General features: G+C 72.1%; 10 protein-coding genes. 8 read left to right on the top strand and 2 right to left on the bottom strand.

Features of this window, described 5'->3' with window-relative positions:
• The first annotated feature begins 345 nt into the window (after positions 1–345).
• The 6 genes from OG896_RS05670 (at position 346) to OG896_RS05645 (ending at position 9,006) form a co-directional block, all read left to right on the top strand.
• Positions 346–1,338, top strand: a complete 993-nt coding sequence (locus tag OG896_RS05670) for an ABC transporter permease (protein WP_328471644.1) — start codon at positions 346–348, stop codon at positions 1,336–1,338.
• A gap of 133 nt (positions 1,339–1,471) precedes the next feature.
• Positions 1,472–2,332, top strand: a complete 861-nt coding sequence (locus tag OG896_RS05665) for a carbohydrate ABC transporter permease (RefSeq protein WP_329373731.1) — start codon at positions 1,472–1,474, stop codon at positions 2,330–2,332.
• 53 nt (positions 2,333–2,385) lie between these two features.
• Complete coding sequence (locus OG896_RS05660; RefSeq protein ID WP_329362969.1) at positions 2,386–4,068, top strand: extracellular solute-binding protein; 1,683 nt, start codon at positions 2,386–2,388, stop codon at positions 4,066–4,068.
• Positions 4,069–4,070: 2 nt separating this feature from the next.
• The gene (locus OG896_RS05655) at positions 4,071–5,618 is read left to right on the top strand and encodes a M1 family metallopeptidase (RefSeq protein ID WP_329362967.1); all 1,548 of its coding nucleotides are present in this window, start codon (positions 4,071–4,073) and stop codon (positions 5,616–5,618) included.
• Complete coding sequence (locus tag OG896_RS05650) at positions 5,615–7,879, top strand: right-handed parallel beta-helix repeat-containing protein (protein ID WP_329362965.1); 2,265 nt, start codon at positions 5,615–5,617, stop codon at positions 7,877–7,879. The genes OG896_RS05655 and OG896_RS05650 overlap by 4 nt, the downstream gene beginning before the upstream one ends.
• A gap of 272 nt (positions 7,880–8,151) precedes the next feature.
• The gene (locus tag OG896_RS05645) at positions 8,152–9,006 is read left to right on the top strand and encodes a hypothetical protein (RefSeq protein WP_329362962.1); all 855 of its coding nucleotides are present in this window, start codon (positions 8,152–8,154) and stop codon (positions 9,004–9,006) included.
• Between the two features lie 90 nt (positions 9,007–9,096).
• On the opposite strand, the gene OG896_RS05640 is transcribed toward OG896_RS05645, so the two are convergent.
• Together OG896_RS05640 and OG896_RS05635 are read right to left on the bottom strand one after the other, a co-directional pair.
• Positions 9,097–9,624 (bottom strand): NUDIX hydrolase family protein, encoded by a 528-nt coding sequence (locus OG896_RS05640; RefSeq protein ID WP_329373730.1) that lies wholly within the window; start codon positions 9,622–9,624, stop codon positions 9,097–9,099.
• Between the two features lie 98 nt (positions 9,625–9,722).
• Positions 9,723–12,884, bottom strand: a complete 3,162-nt coding sequence (locus OG896_RS05635; protein ID WP_329373728.1) for a glycoside hydrolase family 2 TIM barrel-domain containing protein — start codon at positions 12,882–12,884, stop codon at positions 9,723–9,725.
• Between the two features lie 624 nt (positions 12,885–13,508).
• Between OG896_RS05635 and OG896_RS05630 the strand changes: the two genes are divergently transcribed.
• Positions 13,509–15,863 (top strand): glutaminase family protein, encoded by a 2,355-nt coding sequence (locus OG896_RS05630; RefSeq protein ID WP_329362961.1) that lies wholly within the window; start codon positions 13,509–13,511, stop codon positions 15,861–15,863.
• Complete coding sequence (locus tag OG896_RS05625) at positions 15,860–19,135, top strand: TIM-barrel domain-containing protein (RefSeq protein WP_329362959.1); 3,276 nt, start codon at positions 15,860–15,862, stop codon at positions 19,133–19,135. Before OG896_RS05630 ends, OG896_RS05625 begins: the two co-directional genes overlap by 4 nt.
• The last annotated feature ends 54 nt before the right edge of the window (positions 19,136–19,189 follow it).

The following is a 19,189-nucleotide window of genomic DNA, read 5'->3' as shown; positions in this document are numbered from 1 at the left end:
CTCCGCTGCGGGACCAGCCGACGCTTCATCGATGCTACGCACCCTGCCTCCGGACAGTAAACGTGTACTACGGACGAGAGCACGCTAGGCACTCGGCCGGGCGGCCGTCAAGAAACCTCCTGGTGCCCAACGCCGCTGGTCACGCCCGCACATACGGCCTGACCACGGGTTTCGTGGCTCGCCAAACCGGCTGCCGCACGGCCGTGAAACACAGACTTTTCACGAAGACTATTGACGCTGGACGTAATCGCTTACTACTTTCTCGCAGCAGAAGACATCCGATCACACCCCCGGCGCCGCCCGAGGCGACCCCTGCGCCACCCCGTCGAAGAGGAACCCCGTCGTATGGCTGACACCGCAACAGGTCCACCGCGCAGCGGACGGCGCGAGCGCGCCGCGTCCGCCGGCCCGCCGGTGTACCGGCCGTCCCTGTGGCAACGGCTCAAGCGGGACAAGGTGATGCTGCTGCTGACCCTGCCGGGCCTGCTGTACTTCGTGGTCTTCCACTACGTGCCGCTGCTCGGCTACGTCGTGGCGTTCCAGCACTACGAGCCCTACCTGGGCTACATGCACAGCACCTGGACGGGACTGGCCAACTTCTCGACGGCCTTCTCCCAGCCGGCGTTCTGGTCCGCGACCCGCAACACCGTGGAGATCGCGGTCATCCAGCTGGTGTTCTTCTTCCCGGTGCCGATCGCGCTCGCGCTGCTGCTCAACAGCGTGATGAGCAGCAAGGTGCGCCGGTTCGTGCAGAGCGTGGTCTACCTGCCGCACTTCATCGGCTGGATCATCATCGTCTCGATCTTCCAGCAGGTGCTCGGCGGCGCGGGGTTGCTGCCGCACCTGCTCGGCAAGGTGGGCCTGCCGCGCTACGACATGATGTCCGACCCGCACGCCTTCCCGTGGCTGCTCACCTTGGAGTCGATCTGGAAGGACGCCGGCTGGGGCACGATCATCATCCTCGCCGCGCTGCTCAGCATCGACCGCGGGCTGTACGAGTCGGCGGCCATCGACGGCGCCGGGCCCTGGCGGCGGCTGTGGCACGTCACGCTGCCGGGCATCTCGTCGGTGATCGTGCTGCTGCTGATCCTCAACCTCGGCAACCTGCTGTCCGTCGGGTTCGAGCAGATCCTGCTCCAGCGCGACGCGGTGGGACCGGACGCGGGCGAGGTGCTCGACACCTACGTCTATTACCACGGCATCCAGGACAACGACTGGGGCGTCGCGGCCGCGGTCGGCCTGGTCAAGGCCGTCGTCGGCACCGTTCTGGTGGTCGGCGCCAACAAGTTCGCCCACCGGCTGGGCCATGAGGGGGTGTACCGCGGTGCTGACCGCTGATTCCACCGACGTCACGCGATCCCTCCCCGGCCGGGAGGAGTCCGGCACGGCCGGGAGCGGGGCGAAGGCGCTGCGCAAGGCCCGCCGCGACGCCCGCCGCCGGGCCGCCGCGCCCGAGGGGCGGCCGCCGTGGATGGAACGGCCGAGCCTGATCGGGCGCTGGGGCAAGGCGCTGATCCTGGTCCTGGTGGTGGCCGCCGTCGCCTACCCGATGATCGGCATCATCGCGACCAGCTTCGCCTCCCAGTCCGACATCATCAAGAGCTCCGGACTGGTGCTGTGGCCCGCCCACCCGACGCTGGCCGCCTACCGCACCGTCTTCACCGGCGGCGTGGTGCTGCGCGCCCTGTTCGTCAGCATCGGCGTCACCGTCGTCGGCACCTTCGTCAGCCTGCTCTTCACCATCGGCATGGCGTACGGCCTGTCCCGGCGCGAGGTGACCGGCTCCCGGCTCATCCTGATGACGGCGCTGGTCACGATGTTGTTCAACGCCGGCATCATCCCGAACTTCCTGCTGGTGAAGAACCTCGGGCTGTACAACACCTACGCCTCGCTGGTGATGCCGACGCTGATGAGCGCCTTCAACCTGGTGGTGCTGCGGGCCTTCTTCATGAACCTGCCGGCCGAACTGCTCGACGCGGCCCGCATCGACGGCGCCGGCGACCTGCGCATCCTGGTCAGCATCGTGCTCCCGCTGTCCAAGGCCGTCATCGCGGTGGTCAGCCTCTTCTACGCGGTGACGTACTGGAACGCGTTCTTCAACGCCCTGCTCTACCTCGACGACTCCACGAAGTGGCCGCTGCCGATGGTGCTGCGCAGCTATGTGCTCCAGGGCCAGAGCCTGAGCGGCGCCGCGGCCGGCGAGACCGTGGCACCGCAGGAGGCCGTGCAGATGGCGGTGCTCGTCATCGCGGTGGTGCCGATCCTGCTCGTCTACCCCTTCCTCCAGCGCTACTTCACCAAGGGCGTGCTCACCGGCGCCGTCAAGGGCTGAGCCCCGCCCGCCTCGTCCTGCAGCACCCTGCCCCACTCCTGGCAAGGAGAGCCATGTCCCGTTCCGCCATCCCCTCCCTCGGCCGCAGAGCGCTGCTGCGCTCCGCCATCGGCGTCGGCCTGGGCCTCGCCGCGTCCCCCGTGCTCAGCGCGTGCGGTGACGGCGGGAGCACCGCGAAGGCGTCGGCGAAGGCCGCCGACCTGCTGCCCGCCACCACCGTCCGCGACATCGGCCTCAAGCCCGACCTGCCGGGCACCGCGGCCGGCGTCCCGCAGGGCTTCTACCGCTATCCGGCCACCCCGCTGCGCGCCACCAAGGGCGCCCCGCTGGCGGGCGCCAAGTCGGTGCGGGCCACCTCGGAGACGTTCATGCCGCCGCCGCCCGGCCGGGGGAAGAACGCGGCCTGGCAGCAGATCGAGAAGCTGCTCGGCGCCGAGGTCGACGTCACCGCGGTGCCCACCGACGACTACCCGACGAAGTTCTCGACCATGGTGGCCGGCGGCAGCCTGCCGGACATCTTCGAGTACCCGGAGACCGGCGGGGTGGACGACAAGGCCGCCTTCCTCGCCGCCACCTGCGCGGACCTCACCCCGTACCTGGCCGGCGACAAGGTCAGCGCCTACCCGAACCTCGCGGCGATCCCCAAGGCCGCGTGGCAGGGCGCCATCTTCGGCGGCCGGCTGTACGGCGTGCCGATCTCCCGGATGGGCACCGGCGGCGCCGGCTTCTACCGGCACGACCTGTTCGCCGAGGTCGGCGTCACCGACCCGCGCGAGATCGCCGACCCGGACGCGTTCGTGAAGGTGTGCAAGGAGCTGACCCGCCCCTCGAAGGACCAGTACGCCATCATGGCCGGCGCCACCAACCTGGTGGCGATGAGCACCGGTTCGCCGAAGGACTGGCGGATGGACGCCGGGACGGGGAAGTTCATTCACCAGCTGGAGACCGACGAGTTCCGTACGGCGGTCGAGACGCTGCGCACGCTGTACAAGGCGGGCTGCTTCTACCCGGGCTCGATCGGCATGTCGGGCTCCCAGAAGGCCAAGTACACCGACATGTTCATGAACGGCAAGGCCGCCTACGTCTACGACGGCATGCCCTCCTACCTCACCCCCAGCACCGGCTACGTCGACGCCATGAAGGCCGTCGACAAGAGCTTCGACCCGCGGCCGATGGTGCCGTTCGGCAAGACCGCGGTCTCCTGGATGGACAACGTCTCGCTGCAGAACGTGCACCTGAAGAAGGCGTCCGGTGACCGGGTGCGGCAGCTGCTGGCCTTCGCCGACTTCGCCGCCTCGCCGTTCGGCAGCGTGGAGTACACGCTCATCAACTACGGCGTCGAGGGCACCGACTTCACCAGGGACGCCCGCGGCAACCCCGTGCTCACCACGAAGGGCACCTCCGACGTCGCGGTGCCCTGGAAGTTCTTCGGCTCGGCGGTGCCCGCGGTCTTCAGCGCGACCTCCGAGCAGGGCGTGCGCTACAGCCACGACGCGTACGCGACCCTCATCCCGATGATGGCGCCCGACCCCACCCTCGGCTACTCCTCGCCGACCTGGGACTCCAAGGGCTACGGCAGCCTGCTCACGCTGCTCGGCGACGGTGTCGCGGACCTGATCACCGGCCGCAAGCCGATGTCCTGGTACGGAACGCTGACGAAGAACTACCTCGCCGCGGGCGGCGAGAAGGCCAGGACCGAGTTCCAGGAGGCCGCGCAGACGGGGGCGAAGAAGTGAGAGTGCCCAGCGACGAGCCCGCCCCCCGCCGTACTCGAACCGCCCCCGCCCCCGCCGCCGCGACCGCCCCGACCGCCCCCGGCCGCCGGACCGTCCTGCGGGCCGGCGCGGTCGGCGCCGTCGCCGCCGGGACGGTCGCCGTGGCCGGCGCCGCCCCCGCGTCGGCCGCGTCCGCCACCCACCGCTTCGATCCCGAGCCGGGCGCGCCCGGTGTCGGCGACCCGCTCTTCCCGACCCTCGGCAACGGCGGCTACCGGGTCACGCACTACGACCTGACCTTCGACTTCACCCCGGTCAGCTACGACTTCACCGGCGTCGTGGCGATGCGCGCGCTGGCCACCCAGGACCTGTCGGCGTTCAACCTCGACACCGACGGGCACACCATCGACCGGGTGACCGTGGACGGGCGGGACGCGGCATGGGCGCTCTCGCTCGGGCAGAGCGGCCAGGAGCTGACCGTCACCCCCGCCCGGCCGCTGCACGACGGGGCCCCGTTCACCGTCGAGGTCCGCTACCACGGCAACGGCAAGGACCACCGGTCCGGCCTCAGCGGCTGGGTGTTCGGCGCCGACGGCGGCTTCGCCTGCGCCGCCCAGGCGTCACGCGCCGACACCTTCTTCCCCTGCAACGACACCCCCTCCGACAAGGCCGCGTGGACCTTCCACCTCAGCGCCCCCGAGGGCTATGTCGCCACCGCCAACGGCGAGTTGCTGCGCAGGACGCCACGCTCGGACGGCTCGGCGGTCTGGCACTTCGCGCTGCGCGAGCCGATGCCCACCGAACTGTGCGGGATCGCCGTCGTCAAGGGCACCTACCTGTACGGCGCGAGCCACACCGGGCTGCCGCTGCGCCACGTCGTCCCGCAGGGCGAGGAGGACACCTACGCCCCGGTGGTGGCGCGGACGGCGGACCATCTCGCCTGGCTGGAGGCGAAGTTCGGGCGCTTCCCGTTCTCGCTGTACGGCCTGCACATCTACGGCGGCTACACCGACGCCCTGGAGAACCAGACGCTGAGCCTGTTCGGCACCAACTGGTTCAAGCCCAACGCGGACGGCAACCCGACGTGGGAGAACACGATGGTGCACGAGCTGACCCACCAGTGGTGGGGCGACTCGGTCACGCCGCGCGACTGGCAGCAGGCATGGCTCAACGAGGGCCCGGCGACGTACTACGCGGCCCTCTACAGCGAGGAGCGCGGCTGGTCGGTGCTGGCGGACGCGATGCGGAAGACCTACGGCTCGCTGAACGCCGTCCGTGCCGCCGACGGCCCGCCCGGGCTGCCGAACGCGCTCGGCGGCACCAACATCTACGACGGCGGCGCGCTCGTGCTCTACGCCCTGCGGATGCGGGCCGGCCAGGCGCGGTTCGACCGGATCATGCGGCTGTGGCCGGAGCGCTTCAGGAACTCCAACGCGTCGAGCGAGGACTTCATCCGGCACGCCGTGCAGGTCACCGGGGACTCCTCCCTCGACCCCTTCCTGCGTGACTGGCTCTTCGGCGCCGTCAACCCCCCGATGCCGGGCCACCCCGACTGGAGCGTGAGCGCGTGAAGCCGACCATCCGCACCGCCGTACTCGCCGCCGCCGCGCTGGCCGCCACCGTGCTGCCCGCCGGCGCCGCGTCCGCCACCTCGGCCGCGTCGGCCGCGCGGCCCGGCCCGACCGTCTACCAGGCCGCGCCCACCGGCAGCGGCGACGTCTGCGACCGTGCGCGCCCTTGCTCCCTGGACGGCGCGCGGGCCAAGGTCCGCGCCGACATCGCCGGCGGCATGGACCGGGACGTGCGGGTCGAACTGCGCGGCGGCACCTACCCGTTGACCGCGCCCCTGGCGCTCGGCCCGGACGACTCCGGCCGCGACGGGCACACCGTCACCTGGGCCGCCGCACCCGGCGCGCACCCCGTGCTGTCCGGCGGCCGCACCCTGACCGGCTGGACGAGGAACCACGACGGCACCTGGACCGCCGCCGTGCCCGCCGGAGTGACGGCCCGTCAGCTCTTCGTCGGCGGCCGGCGCGCCACACCGGCCCGGGGCGCCGCCTGCGCCGCGAGCGTCTGCCACGCGACGAAGGACGGCCTGACCGGAGCCGTCGCGACCGGCATCGCGCGGTGGGCCCGTCCGACCGACGTGACCGCCGTCATCAAGGTCCGCTGGCGCAACTACCAGTGCCGGGTCACCGGCGTCAGCGGCGACGTGCTGACCTTCGCGCAGCCGTGCTGGGCCGACTCCTCCAGCGGCACCGGCCGCACCGGCCCCTCCTGGGACACCACCACGGTGGACTCCACCCGCTACACGGGCGTCGCCTGGTTCCAGAACGCGCCCGAACTCCTCGACACGCCGGGCGAGTTCGTCTGGAACTCGGCGGCCCGCACGGTCACCTACCTGCCGCTGCCCGGGCAGGACATGCGCCGCGACCAGGCCGTCACCCCCGCCACCGAGCAGCTCGCGGTCCTCGACCACGCGCACGACCTGGACCTGACCGGCATCGGCTTCGCCTATGCCGCCTACCACCAGCCCGACACCGCGGACGGGTACGCGGGCACCCAGGCCGGCCTCACCCTCACCGGAGCGAGCGGCCCCGCCGACCAGTCCGGCCGCTACTACACCAAGCCATCGGCCGCGCTCACCGTCGACGGCGGCCGCGACGTACACGTCCAGGGCGCCGACTTCACCCATCTCGGCGGCGCGGGGGCGGTGCTCCAGGACGGCACCCAGCACTCCTCGGTCACCCGCTCCCGCTTCACCGACCTGTCCTCCGGCGCCCTCTACATCGGCGACACCGACCCGAACCCGGCGCCTCAACTCGCCGGCACCGACAACACGGTGGCGTACGACACCATCGACCACGCCGGAGTCGAGTACACCGACGCCGCCGGGATCTGGGCCGGTTACGAAGCCGGCCTGACCGTCGACCACAACACGCTGGAGCACCTGCCGTACTCCGGTGTCTCCGTCGGATGGGGCTGGAACCAGCCCGGCGCGCAGCAGTCGGTGCTGCGCGACAACCACATCACGGACAACCGGATCACCGACGTCATGGCGGTCAAGGACGGCCAGCACGACGGCGGCGCGATCTACACCCAAGGCGACCAGCCGGGCACGGTGATCTCCGGCAACTACATCAACCGCTCCGCGTACGGCAACACCGAGCGGGACGGCAACGGCATCTACCTGGACGAGCAGTCCTCCCACATCACCGTGGCGGACAACGTCCTGACCCGCCTCGGCTACAAGTGGATCTCCAACTGGGCGGACTACGGCATCCAGAACACCGCCACCGGCAACTGGACGGACACCGACGCCCCCGCCCTGGCCGGCACCGGCTCGGTCGCGACCGGCAACCACACCCGGCTCGACACGCTGCCGGCCCAGGCCACCGCGATCGCCGCCCGGGCGGGCGCCGACGGCCCGCACGTCGAACCGCTGCCCGCCGACCTGGCCCGGGCCGGCACGGCCACCCAGTCCGCCACCGACGGCACGGCCACGGCCGCGAACGCGATCGACGGCGACACCACCACCGACGCGCTCACGCTCTCCGGCGCCGGCTCCTGGTGGCAGACCGACCTCGGCGCGGTCCGCCCGATCGACCGGATCGAGATCTGGAACGACGCCACCATGGCCACCGCCGACGTCGACGTGTCGATCAGCGCCACGCCCGACTTCGCCCGGGCCACCACGGTGCACCTCGGCGGCAAGGCGCTGCGGCCCAGCATCCTGGACCACCTGCACGCCCGCGGCCGCTACGTGCGGATCACCGCGACCGGCACCGGCCCGGCCCGGATCGGCCTGGCCGAGGTGCGCGTCCACTCCTGACCGCCTGACCGCCTGACCGCCTGACCGCCTGACCGCCCGACTCGCCGACGGCCGCGGCCGGTTCGGGAACACCCGCTGCCGCGACCCGGCCGGCGGCTCCGAACCGGCCCGGCCGCACCCTCGCCCCACCCCGGATACCCGGCCCGGCCCCGCGCACCCCGACCGGCCCCGCCCGCAGCCGACGTGAGCCCTCGCCCACCGACGCGGCCCCCAACCGTCCCACCCCGAACCACCGTTCCGCATCCATTGGCCCGCCCCACACCGGAGATGACATGCGACCCGACCCGCGTTCCCCCGGCTCCTCCCGCCCCGCTCCCGCCGCGTCCCGCACCTCCACCCCCACCCGTATCCGCACCCGTATCCGCTCCCGGCGCCGTACGCTGCTGCGCTCGGCGACCGTCGCCGGGGCGGCCGCGCTGCTCGGCGTCGCCATGACCGGGCAGTCGTGGGCCTCGACGCCCACCTCTTCCTGGAGCACGGGCGCGCCGACCCCGGTCAGCCGGCTCACGCTCCCGATGTCCTTCGAGTCCGCGCCCGACGCCGGCGGCATCTACTTCGCCTACTACACGACGCTGGAGAGCGGCACCCGCCCGTACGCCGGCTTCCAGCCGAAGGAGGTGGACGCCGACGGCCGCCCCACCCTCCAGGCGGTGTTCAGCTCCTTCAACGCCGCGGCCACCACGACCGACGCCAACTGCTCCTACGGCGCGGACGGCGGGGCCGGTGTGAGCTGCGCAGCACGCTTCGCCTACACCAAGGGCACGATGTACGCGCTGGTGCTGCAGCGGGCGAGCGTCACCGGGGACACCCAGCTCATGACCGGGGACGTGGTGGACGAGGCGACCGGCGCGACCGTGACCCACATCGGCAGCTTCAGCCTGCCGTCCGACTCGGGCCGCTTCAAGCCCGCCGACTCCGGCTTCATCGAGCCCTACCTGACCGCCGGATGCGGCCAGCAGGTCACCGTGACCTACGGCGCCCCGGTCGGCTCGGAGGGCGGCACCGACTACACCGGCGGCCTCCCGGCCGACACCGACCCGAGCTCGGGCAGCTGCCTCAGCACCACGTCCACCAGCACGCCCCAGGGCCGCCAGGTCACCGTGACCGGGGACACCTTCACCGGGTGACCGGGTGACCGGGTGACCGGGTGACCGGGTTCACCGGGTGACCTTCTCCACCCGGTGACCGTGCCGTCCGGCCCAGGCGGCCGGACAGGGTCAGCCCAGGCGGCCGACGTGCGCCAGTGCCTGCTTGAGCAGGATGCCGCGGCCGCCTGGCATCTCCTCCTGGAGCTGCGCCGAGGACGCCTCCTCCGGGGTGAACCAGACCAGGTCCAGCGCGTCCTGCCGCGGCCGGCAGTCACCCGCCACCGGCACGACGTACGCGAGCGAGACCGCGTGCTGCCGCGGGTCGTGGTAGGCCGTGACGCCCTCGGTCGGGAAGAACTCCGCGACGGTGAACGGCTGGAGCGAGGCGGGCACCCGCGGCAGCGCGACCGGCCCGAGGTCCTTCTCCAGGTGCCGGACGAGCGCGTCCCGCACCCGTTCGTGGTGCAGCACCCGCCCGGAGACGAGGCTGCGGCTGACCGTCCCGTCCGGTCCGATGCGCAGCAGCAGCCCGATGTGGGTGACTTCTCCGTTGTCGTCGACCCGCACCGGCACGGCGTCGACGTAGAGGATCGGCATACGAGCGCGGGCCAGCTCCAGTTCCTCGGGAGCCAGCCAGCCGGGCGTGGTGTCGGTCATGTCAGCCATTGCGTGATCGTACGTGGAGCGGCGCGCTCTCCACTATGACGTGGGGTACTCCGAGCAGCGCCGCTCCACCGGGTCATCCGCTCATCCGCTCACCCGGCCGCCGTGGCGGTCAGCGCGCTGACGCGCTGCGCGCCGGCGGGCGTGCCGGGGGCCGCGCTGGTCAGGTCCAGCCGCAGCCGCGCGGTGTGGACGGCGGTGAAGGAGACGACCGTGGGGCTGTCGCTCGCGCTCGCCCAGGAGACGGCCGGGTGCTTCACCGGGGTCCAGCGGTCGCCGTCCCAGTACGACACCGTGACCGTGGCCGGCAGTGTGTGCGTCGCGTCCACGGTGAAGGAGACGGAGACGGTGTCGACGCGGCGGGCGGTGGCCCAGGTGACCGAGACCCAGTCCGCGGGGCGGGCGCCGTTGAACGCGGGCAGCAGCGCGGTGGCGCTCTTGGCGAAGGCGTTGGACCAGCCGGTGGCCGGGTCGCCGTCGAGCATCGCGGCCGGCAGCGAGGAGGGCGAGCCGGAGTAGCTCGCGTCGGCCAGCGGGTAGGACGGGGTGCCGGGGCCGGGGTCCGGGACGAAGCGGACCGGGGGAGTGGCGGCCACCGCGCCGGGCGCGCGCGTGGTGCGCACCGAGGTGGTGCCGCGGTGCAGGCCGGGGGCGCTCGCGGTCACGTCGAGGTGTCCCGCGCTCGTGCCGGAGCGCACGATGGCGAGGGCCTTGCCGTGGAAGGCGGTGCGGGTGGTGGCCTGGTAGCGCTCGGCGCTCTCCTGCTGCCCGTTGTCCAGGCCGGCCAGGGAGCCGCCGGAGACGGTGAAGGTGAGCAGGTGGTCGGCGCCGGGCACCACCACGCCGTGGGAGTCGATCACTTCGGCGGTGACGTAGACCAGCGAGTCGCCGTCGGCCACCGCGGAGGCGCGGTCCGGGGTGAGCCGGACGGCGTGCGGCTCGCCGGCGGTGCGCAGCACGTCGGTGGCCACCACCTTGCCGTTCCTGCGGGCGACCGCCTTCAGCTCGCCGGCGGCGAACGGCACCTGCCAGGTCAGGTGGAGCTTGCCCGCGCTGCCGTTCGGGCTGGTGTAGCTGCCGGGGTAGGCGCCGGTGGTGACGGTCTTGTCGTCGCCGGTCGGCTCGGTGGTCTCCAGGTAGGTACGCCCGTCCACCGTCTTCTTGGTGTCGAAGCGGCGCACCCCCAGCGAGCGGCCGTTGAGGTAGAGCTCGACGGTGTCTACGGTCGAGTACGCCCACACCTCGACGGTCTCGCCCGGCCGGTGGTCCGTCCAGTCCATCGGCAGCAGGTGCACCATCGGCTCGGACGTCCACTGGCTGTGGAAGAGGTGGTACATGTCCTTCGGGAAGCCGGCCGTGTCGACCGCGCCGAAGAACGACGCCTTCACCGGGAAGACGCCGTACGGCGTCGGCTCGCCGATGTAGTCGGTGCCGGACCAGAGGAACTCGCCGGCGAAGAAGGCCCGGTCGCGGTCCTTCTTCAGGCCGTACTCGCCGCTCATGGTCCATGAGGCGAGGTTGTTGTCGAACGAGGAGGTGGCCCGCCGGCCGGGGGTGTGGTTCTCGCCGGTGTTGAGGTGCTGCGGCTCCTGGTAGGTGCCGCGGGTCGAGGTCTCCGAGGACGACTCGGACTCGAAGAGGAACAGGTGCGGGTAGCGGGCGTGCAGCGCGTCCACGGAGGCGGCGGTGTTGTAGTTGAGGCCGAGGCCGTCGAGCTTGGCGAGCATCAGGTCGGCGGGGGAGCCGACCGCCGGCAGGCCGCGGTACTTGTCGGAGCCGATGACGATCGGGCGGGTGGTGTCGAGCGCGCGGATCGCGGCGATCAGCCCGTCGGCCATGGCCAGGCCCGCGGTGGAGGTGGAGTCGGGGATCTCGTTGCCGATCGACCACATCATCACCGCGGGCGAGTTGCGGGCGGCGGACACCATCTCCGCGATGTCGGCGGCGCTGTTGGCGTCGAAGAACCGGCCGTAGTCGTAGGTGTTCTTGCCGGTGCGCCAGCAGTCGAACGCCTCGACCATCATCACGATGCCCAGCTCCTCGCAGACCCGGATCATCTCCGGCGACGGCGGGTTGTGGGAGGTGCGGAAGGCGTTGACGCCCATGGACTTCATGATCGTCATCTGGCGCAGCACCGCGTCGTAGTGGATCGCGGCGCCGAGCGCGCCCTGGTCGTGGTGGAGGTCCACGCCGCGGATCTTGGTGGGCTCGCCGTTGACGGACAGGCCGTGGTCCGGGTCGAGGGTGAAGTGGCGTACGCCGAAGGTGGTGGTGACGGTGTCCACGGTCTCGCCGTGCACCTGGATGTCCGTCTCCAGGGTGTACCGGTTCTCCGGAGTGGCGTACGACCACAACTGCGGCCACTCCACGCGCAGTTGCGTGGTGACGTCCTGCGCGCCGGTGGCCGCCGCGAGCGTTAGCGGCGAGCTGGCCCGCGCGACCTGGCGGCCCTGGCGGTCCCGGACGGTGTTGACCACGGTGGCGGCGACGGTGCCGCCGGTCTCGTTGACGACGCCGACCTGGGCGCGCACGGTGGCGTAGCCGCTTCCCTGCCGCGGGTTCAGCGTGTCGGCGAGGTCGGGCGTGGTGACGTAGGTGCCGTGCCGGGCGACGTGCACCGGGTCGGTGACGACCAGCCGGGCGTTGCGGTAGATGCCGCTGCCCGAGTACCAGCGGCTGCTGGGCAGTTGGTTGCGGACCTGGACCGCGATCACGTTGGCCGTGCGGCCGTCGGTGTGCAGCAGGTCGGTGAGGTCGTAGGCGAACCCGGTGTAGCCGTAAGGGTGGGTGCCGACCAGGGTGCCGTTGCAGTAGACGGAGCTGTCCATGTAGACGCCGTCGAACTCGACCGAGACGCGGCGGCCCTTGACGGCGGCCGGCAGGGTGAACGACCTGCGGTACCAGCCGAGTCCGCCGGGCAGGAAGCCGGTGCCGCCGGAGGTGTTGTCGGCGGTGGTGGGGGTCTGCTCGATGCTCCAGTCGTGCGGGACGCGGACGGCCCGCCAGCGGGAGTCGTCGTAGCCGGGGTCGGCGGCGTCGGCGTAGGAGCCGGTGGGGTCGGTGATGCCGGCCGGGTTCACCAGCGCGAAGCGCCAGCCGTCCGCGAGGTCGACGGTGCGGGGGAGGGCGGAGTGCGAGCCGGCCGGCCGCGCCGGGTCGGTGTGGGCGCTCGCGGTCGCGGCGAGCCCGGGCAGCGCGGGGGCCGCGGCTCCGGCCGCTCCTGCGATCAGAAAAGACCTGCGGTCGACCGGCATGGTGGGACCCTTCTCGTCGACGCGTGCACCGATGGCGCCCTGAAGAGGCGTCATAACTGACCAGCATTGAACAGAACCAACCAGGAACTCACGGATTCTCGCATCGCCGTACTGTCGCCGGTCAAGGGGTGCGGCACGGCTTTCGCGGTCGCCGATCGCAGGTCGCGGCCGGTGCGCCGGGTCCGGCGGGCGCCTTTACAACGATGGAGAAACCCGGTCGCCACGGCGCCGAACGTGTGCGGTCGCCGTGAGGCTCTCCTGGCGCGTGCCAGGCGTGCGGGCTCCTTCGTGCGCGGCTGCGCGAGGCGCCGGCGGCGCTCTCCCCGACCGGCCCGCTCCTCCTGGAGTCGGCTTCAAACCTGCTGATGGGCAAGGGTGTTCGGATATTCACGGGGTGCGGTGGGCCATGGCCGGACATCGCGAAACGCGGCGGAAATCTGTCCGGTACAGGGGATGGACATGACATCTGGGCTGTGCTGTCATCATCTCGCCTCGCTTTACATCGTTGTAGGAATCTCTTCCGACGGGCACGCCCCAAGCCGCGGCTTCGGTCTGCCCCACCCGGGCCGGAGCGCGCGCCCCTGCCATCCCGCTCCGCACGGGAGCGGTTCCTGGAGGAAACCGATGACATACAGAAGCAACGACGTGGCCCCACCCGTCACCGGGCCGCCGGACGGCCCGCCGCCCGTGGAAGCCGCCGACGCCGCCGACGCCGCCGACGCCGACACCACCGTTGCCGCCGCCGGGCCGGGGCAGGGGATGAGCCGGCGCGGCCTGATCCGCTGGACGGGAGCGGCCGGCGTCGTCGGGCTCGGCGCGGCGGGCACCGGGCTGCTGCCGGGTGTCGCGGGCAGCGCGCGGGCCGCGGACACGGCGGCCCCCTCCTCCTCCGCTTCCACCGCTTCCACCGCCTCCTTTTCCGCCACGCGGAGCGGCGCGTCCGGGAAGCCGGGCGGCACCACCGCGGTGGACACCGTCTTCGACCCGATCCGGCCGCCGGCGGTGCCGCTGGCGGTGCGCTCGCCGTATCTGAGCGCCTGGCTGCCGGCGAGCAACACCGCCGGCACCTGGCCGACGTTCTGGACCGGCCGCACCACCGCGATGACCGGCATCGCGCAGATCGACGGCGTGCCGTACCTGTTCCTGGGCGCGCCGAACATCGACGGGCAGGTGCTGCGCGGCATGGCGCAGCGCTCGCTGACCACCACCGCGACCCGTTCGGTGTTCCAGTACGAGGCGGCCGGCGTGGAGTTGACGCTGACCTTCCTGTCCCCGGTGGAGCCGGGCGACCTGCGCCGGCAGTCGGTGCCGCTGTCGTACCTGACGGCGGAGGTGCGCAGCGGTGACGGCGCGGCGCACGACGTGAAGCTGTACCTCGACATCTCCGGCGAGTGGGCGCACGGCGACTCCGGCACGAAGATCGGCTGGTCGGGGGAGCAGGTGGCCGGCGCCGGCAGCGGCTCGCTCACCTCGCTGTCGTTCACCCCCGACGGCACCAAGTCCCTCGCGGAGAACGGGGACATGGCGACCTGGGGCACCGTGGTGTGGAGCGCCACCAACCGTCCCGGGCTGACCTGGCAGATCGGCGCCGACACGGTGGTGCGCCCGGCCGCCCTGACCGACGGCAAGCTCGCCGGCAGCGCCGACACCCGCCAGCCGCGCGCGATCAACGACGCCTGGCCGGTCTTCGCCTTCCATTTCGACCTCGGCAGCGTCCACCGCACCGCGCAGCAGGCGGTGCTGTCCGTCGGCCATGTGCGCGAGCCCGCGGTGAGCTACCTCGGCACGCCGCTGCCGCCGCTGTGGAAGTCGTACTGGCCGACCTGGCAGCAGATGGCGGCCTTCTTCCACGGCGACCTCGCCACCGCCGCCACCCGTACGGCCGCGCTCGACCGCAAGGTGCGCCAGGAGGCGACGGCGGCCGGCGGCCCGAAGTACGCGGCGCTGTGCGCGCTGGCGCTGCGGCAGGCGTACGGCGGCACCGAACTGGTCAGCAAGGACGGCAAGCCGTGGGCGATGCTGAAGGAGATCTCCTCCTCCGGCAACGTCTCCACCGTGGACCTGCTCTACCCGGCGATGCCGGTCTTCGCCTGGGCGGACCCGGCCTACCTCGGGCTGCTGCTGGCGCCGGTGCTGGAGTACGCCGAACACGGCGGCTGGCCCAAGGAGTTCGCCGAGCACGACCTGGGCTCCTCCTACCCGAACGCCGCCGGCCACAACGACGGCAACGAGGAGGACATGCCCGTCGAGGAGTCCGCGAACATGCTGCTGATGTCGGCGGCCTACCTGAAGGGGGCGTCCGCCTCGGCCGGGCGGGCCTTCGCCACCGGGCACTACCCGATCCTCAAGCAGTGGGCGGACTACCTGGTCGACAACGCCCTCGACCCGGGATTCCAGAACCAGACCGACGACTTCACCGGCTTCATCGGGCACAGCGCCAACCTCGCCCTGAAGGGCATCCTCGGCCTGGGCGCGATGAGCCAGGTGGCCGCCGCGGCCGGCAACGCCGCCGACCGCACCCGCTACCTCGGCGTCGCCAAGGACTACATCGGGCAGTGGACCGGCAAGGCGCAGGACACCACCCCCGACCACCTCAAGCTCGCCTACGACCAGCCGGGCACCTGGAGCCTGAAGTACAACGGCTACCCGGACGCGCTGCTCGGCCTCGGCCTGGTGCCGTCCTCGGTCGCCGCCGAGGAGGCGGCGTGGTACCTCACCCAGGTCAACCCCTACGGCATCCCGCTGGACGTCCGGCACGCCTACACCAAGGGAGACTGGGAGATGTGGACCGCCGCCTGGCTGCGTGACCACCCCGTGAGCGCCTACCTCATCGACTCGTACTACGCGTTCGCGCACACCACGCCGTCCCGGGTGCCGTTCACCGACTGGTACGACACCGTCAACGACCGGCCGGCCGGCGGCTTCCAGGCGCGCCCGGTGATCGGCGGCGTCTTCGCCCTGCTGAGCGTGACCCGATGAGCGCGGCGAGGTCGCGCCGCCGGGCGATCGGCGTACGGCGGCGGATCGCGGTCGTGGCCGCGGCGGCGGCCGCCGCCACGGTGCTCACCGGCACCGGACAGGCGGCGTCCGCGCACGGCACGGCCCACCCCCGCATCCCGACCGTGACGTCCGGCGACGCCCGGTTCGAGGTGCTGTCGCCGACGCTGATCCGTACCGAGTACGCCGGCGACGGGCAGTTCACCGACAGCCCGACCTTCAACGCCATCGGCCGGGACTCCTTCACCAGCACGCCGTACACCTCCAGCACCTCCGACGGCTGGCTCACCCTCACCACCAGCAAGGTGACCCTGCGGTACAAGGTGGACTCGGGGGCCTTCACCGCGCAGAACCTCACGGTGGACCAGAACGCGGGCACCACCCCGGTCACCGCCACCCCGTGGAACGGGCTGACCTGCACGGTCGGCGCGCTGTGCGAGGCGGAGGACCTCTCGGCCGCGGGCGTCAGCACCGCGTCGGACCACACCGGGGCCACCGGCACCGGCTTCCTGGCCGGCTTCACCGCGCAGGGCGACTCGGTCTCCGCCGACGTGGACGCCACGTCGGCGGGCTCCTACGAGTTCGACGCCCGGTACGCCAACGCGCTGGGCGGCGACGGCAAGAACACCACCCGCACGCTGTCGTTGACGGTGGACGGCGGCACGGCGCGGACGGTGAGCCTGCCGGTGACCGCGGACTGGGACACCTGGGCCGTCGCGCGGGTGCCGATCGACCTGACCGCGGGCCACCACACGGTGACGCTGGCGCACGCCGCCGCGGACTCCGGCAACGTCAACCTCGACAGCGTCGCGGTGGTCACGCCCGGCGCGTCCTACCCGGGGACGTCGGCCACCGCGATCACGGACTGCCGGTTCGGGGTGAGCTGCGAGTCCGAGGCGGGCCGCGCCACGGGCTCGGCGGTGGTCGCCACGAACCACCAGGGCTACTCCGGGGCGGGCTTCGTCGCGGAGCTGAACCAGGGCGCCGGGCTGACCCACCGGATCGTCGGGGTGCCGGCCGACGGCACCTACCTGCTGCGGGTGCGCTACGCCAACGGCGTCGGCGGCGACGGCCTGCACCAGACCCGCACCATGACGGTCACGGCCGGCGGCGACGACACGACGCTCAGCCTGCCGGCCACCGCCGACTGGGACACCTGGGGCACCGCGTCGGTCCCGGTCACCCTGACCGCGGGCACCGACGACATCACCCTGGGCTGCCCGGACGCGACCAGCTGCCACGTCAACGCCGACACGGTGTCCGTCAGCGACCAGAGCGCGCCGGCGCCCGCGCCGCACATCGCCCTGGGCGGCTACCGCCGCGGCCTGGACGGGGTCAACGGCGACAACGGCGACCCGTCCATCACGCCCGGCCTGCTCTACCGGGACGGCTGGTACCTGCTGGACGACACCTCCTCGGCGCTGTACTCCACCGCGACCGGGACGGCCTCCGCGCGGCCCGGCCACGGCGGCGCGCCCTACCAGGACGGCTACCTCTTCGGCTACGGGCACGACTACCAGCAGGCGCTGACGGACCTGGCCACCCTCACCGGCCCCTCCGAGCTGCTGCCCGAATGGGCCTACGGGGTCTGGTACTCGGAGTACCTGGACCGCACCGCGGCCGACTACGAGAACACCATCCTGCCCGCGTTCCGTTCCGAGGGCGACCCGCTGGACGTCCTGGTCACCGACACCGACTTCAAGTCACCAGCGACCTGGGACGGTTGGGAGATGGACCCGGCCAAGTTCCCCGACCCGAAGGCGTTCTTCGACTGGGCGGCCGGCCAGGGGCTGCACAACACGCTCAACATCCACCCGAGCATCGTCAGCACCGACCCGCAGTTCGCGCAGGCCGAGTCCACCGCGAAGAACAAGCTCGCCAAGAGCGGCTGCGACGGCGACGTGTGCACGTACACCTTCGACTTCGGCGACCCTGACCAGCTCAAGGCGTACCTGGGGCTGCACCAGACGATGGAGCAGGCCGGCGCGGACTTCTGGTGGCTGGACTGGTGCTGCGACAACTCGCAGTCCACGCTGGCCGGTGTCACCCCCGACGCCTGGATCAACCAGCAGTACGCCACCGACGCGGACAAGACCGTCGGGCGCGGGTTCGTGCTCTCCCGGGCCTTCGGGTCACTCCAGTCCGGCGGCTACAGCAGCCCGACCGGCCTGCCGACCGGACCGTGGGCGGACAAGCGCACCACCGTCCACTTCACCGGGGACACCTCCTCCACCTGGGGCACCCTGAAGTTCGAGGTCGGCTACACCCCGGGCGAGTCCGCCTCCACCGGCCTGTCCGCGGTCAGCCACGACATCGGCGGCTTCAACGACGCGACCGGGCTGACCGGCTCCGAGACGTACTCCGACGGCGGGCAGCAGAAGTCCACCACCAAGCTCCCCGACGACCTGTACGCCCGCTGGGTCCAGCTCGGCACCTTCCAGCCGGTGGACCGGCTGCACGGCAACCACAGCGACCGGCTGCCCTGGCAGTACGGCACGGACGCGCGCGCCTCCGCGGACAAGTTCCTCAACCTGCGCGAGGACCTGCTGCCGTACACCTACACCCTCGCCCAGCAGGCCAACGCCACCGGCGTCCCGGTGGTCCGGCCGATGTACCTCCAGTACCCGGAGGAGGACAGCGCCTACACCACGGCGGGCAGCGAGTACATGTACGGGCCCGACGTGCTGGTCGCGCCGGTCACCACGCCCGGCACCACCGCCACCACCTCGGTGTGGCTGCCGCCGGGCACCACCTGGACCGACTACTTCACCGGACAGACCTACCCCGGCGGCACCACGCAGACCATCACCACCGGGCTCGACACGATGCCGGTGTTCGTCCGGGCCGGCGCGGTCGTGCCGACCAGGACCGACCACGTCAGCAGCGACGCGAAGAGCCCGCTGAAGAAGGTCACGCTCACCGTCACCGGCGGCGCGTCGGGCTCGTTCCAGCTCTACGAGGACGACGGCACCTCCGCGGTGCCGGCCCGCTCCGCGACCACGGCCGTCCACTACAGCGAGCGCAAGGGAGTGCACACCCTGCGGATCGGCGCGGCCGACGGTTCCTTCCCCGGCCAGGTCACCAGCCGGCAGTGGACGGTGACCTTCCGCGGGATCTCCGCGCCCGGCGCGGTGGCCGCCACCGGCGTCCGGCTGCCCAGGACGGCCTGGCACTACAGCGCGGCGGACCACACGCTGACCGTCACCCTCCCGGCCCGCAGCGTGCACAGCGCCACCACCGTCACCGTCCGCTGAGATCCCGGGACAGGTGACGGTCAACGGCCCGGGGCGGGACCGGCGAACCGCCGG

The sequence above is a fragment of the Streptomyces sp. NBC_00669 genome, from assembly GCF_036226785.1.
Taxonomy (GTDB): Bacteria; Actinomycetota; Actinomycetes; order Streptomycetales; family Streptomycetaceae; genus Actinacidiphila.
The sequence above is the reverse complement of the archived record's forward strand: the minus strand, read 5'-3'. Positions and strand labels throughout refer to the sequence as shown.

Bases quoted from the DNA above. Each gene is read 5' to 3' on its own strand.
- OG896_RS05670 (WP_328471644.1), top strand. From the start codon at position 346: ATGGCTGACACCGCAACAGGTCCACCGCGCAGCGGACGGCGCGAGCGC.
- OG896_RS05665 (WP_329373731.1), top strand. From the start codon at position 1,472: ATGGAACGGCCGAGCCTGATCGGGCGCTGGGGCAAGGCGCTGATCCTG.
- OG896_RS05660 (WP_329362969.1), top strand. From the start codon at position 2,386: ATGTCCCGTTCCGCCATCCCCTCCCTCGGCCGCAGAGCGCTGCTGCGC.
- OG896_RS05645 (WP_329362962.1), top strand. From the start codon at position 8,152: ATGCGACCCGACCCGCGTTCCCCCGGCTCCTCCCGCCCCGCTCCCGCC.
- OG896_RS05640 (WP_329373730.1), bottom strand. From the start codon at position 9,624: ATGACCGACACCACGCCCGGCTGGCTGGCTCCCGAGGAACTGGAGCTG.
- OG896_RS05635 (WP_329373728.1), bottom strand. From the start codon at position 12,884: ATGCCGGTCGACCGCAGGTCTTTTCTGATCGCAGGAGCGGCCGGAGCC.
- OG896_RS05630 (WP_329362961.1), top strand. From the start codon at position 13,509: ATGACATACAGAAGCAACGACGTGGCCCCACCCGTCACCGGGCCGCCG.
- OG896_RS05625 (WP_329362959.1), top strand. From the start codon at position 15,860: ATGAGCGCGGCGAGGTCGCGCCGCCGGGCGATCGGCGTACGGCGGCGG.